The sequence below is a fragment of the Prosthecobacter sp. Pr1 genome, from assembly GCF_057652315.1.
Genome location: NZ_JBYFBS010000052.1, coordinates 1 through 1,488 on the forward strand (window position 1 = coordinate 1; position 1,488 = coordinate 1,488).

Sequence of the window (1,488 nt, forward strand, 5' to 3'; positions counted from 1 at the left end):
CAACGGTGTCCAACGAACGGGGAGCAAAAAGCCCGCATGAAGGTCGATGCGCAGCCATCGTTGGGTTGCTGCCGAGTCGGTTATTGAGGAGTGTATGGATGATTGAGCGCATGCTTTAAACTCGTCCTGTCCGGTGCCAGGAGCTCAAAAGAACGGGTGCTTTATGCTTGACTCATGAGGGTCGCAAAATTTTTGTTTTTATGCCTCCCCCACTTGCTGACGCCACTCTCTCCACACGCTTTTTCACTCCGCTGCTCGACCTTCTTGCCACCTGCGCGCACCGGCGGCACTGCCCCGACCTTTCAGACTCGGACTGGCTGCGCCTCGGCGTCCAGCGCTGTCTTCAGCCACAGACCAGTGGCAGGGGATTTTTGCAAACCCTCGCCGCTCTGGCAGCCCCCTGCCGCCCGGAGAACTCGCACTTCTTCGAGTCGCTCAAAAGTCAGCGGCGTCTGGCGCTGTGCGCCGAGATCAACGCTCGTCTCTGCACCCATGCACGCACGGTGCTGCCCGATGCGCTGGCGGCCTTCCCCGCGCTCGCCGGGTTCGATGTGCATGCCGGTGACGGCCACTTCCACGCCCATGCCGCGCATGATCCCGCCGACAGCAAGGGCGTGCGCCTCGCCGTGGGCCATCTCTACAGCCGCAACCTGCGCAGCGGCTGCCTGAGCCATCTCACCGTCAACGACCAGCAGGCGCGCAAAAAGGAGCACGACATGCGCGGGCTCAAACGCACGGACATCGCCACGCTGCGCCAGGGCGCGCCCAAGGGCCGCAAGGTGCTCTACGTCTGGGACCGCGCCGGCATCGACTTCAAGCAGTGGCACAAGTGGAAGCAGGGCAGCGGCATCTACATGCTCAGCCGCACCAAGACCAACCTGAAGCTCCTGCCCTGCGGCAACCTGCCCTTTGACAGGGCCGATGAGATCAACGCCGGCGTGCAGCGCGACGAACTCGTGGGCACCGCCACCAGCGGGCTGATGGTGCGGCGCATCACCTTCCATGACGTGGCCGCAGAGCGGCACTTTGAGTTCCTCACCAATGTGCTGGAGAGCGCCGTGCCGCCGGGCGTGCTGGCGCAGCTCTACCGCATGCGCTGGGAGATCGAGAAGAGCTTTGATGAAGTGAAGAACAAGCTCGGTGAGAAGAAGGCCTGGGCCACCAGCGCCACGGCCAAGAGCATGCAGGCGCAGTTCATCTGCCTGAGCGTGAACCTGCTGCAGCTGCTCGAACACGAACTCGGAGAGCAGGGCATCCGCAACGAGCCTGAGGAGAAGCGCCGCGCGGCAAGGCTGAAGCAGGCGGTCGAGGTCGCCGCCAAGGCCCAAGCGGTGCTGCCCAAAACGCTGCGGTTGATGCAGCAGATCACGCAGCACAGCGTCAAGTTGATCCGCTGGGTGGCTGCCCAGCTCTGGAACTCCATCCCCTGGCAGCAAGCCTGTGCAGTCCTCATAGCCCTTTACGCCAAGTTATGAACGGCCAACCTTG

At 63.2% G+C, this 1,488-nt stretch carries 1 protein-coding gene; it reads left to right on the top strand.

Translation table 11 applies throughout. The features are described 5' to 3' along the window. Window positions 1-200: 200 nt before the first annotated feature. On the top strand, window positions 201-1,475 hold the full coding sequence (locus AC24GY_RS29405; RefSeq protein ID WP_487690435.1) for a transposase: 1,275 nt from the start codon (window positions 201-203) through the stop codon (window positions 1,473-1,475). Window positions 1,476-1,488 lie beyond the last annotated feature (13 nt).

What these genes read in the sequence shown, in the direction of transcription:
- AC24GY_RS29405 (WP_487690435.1), top strand. Translation starts at nt 201, where the DNA reads ATGCCTCCCCCACTTGCTGACGCCACTCTCTCCACACGCTTTTTCACT.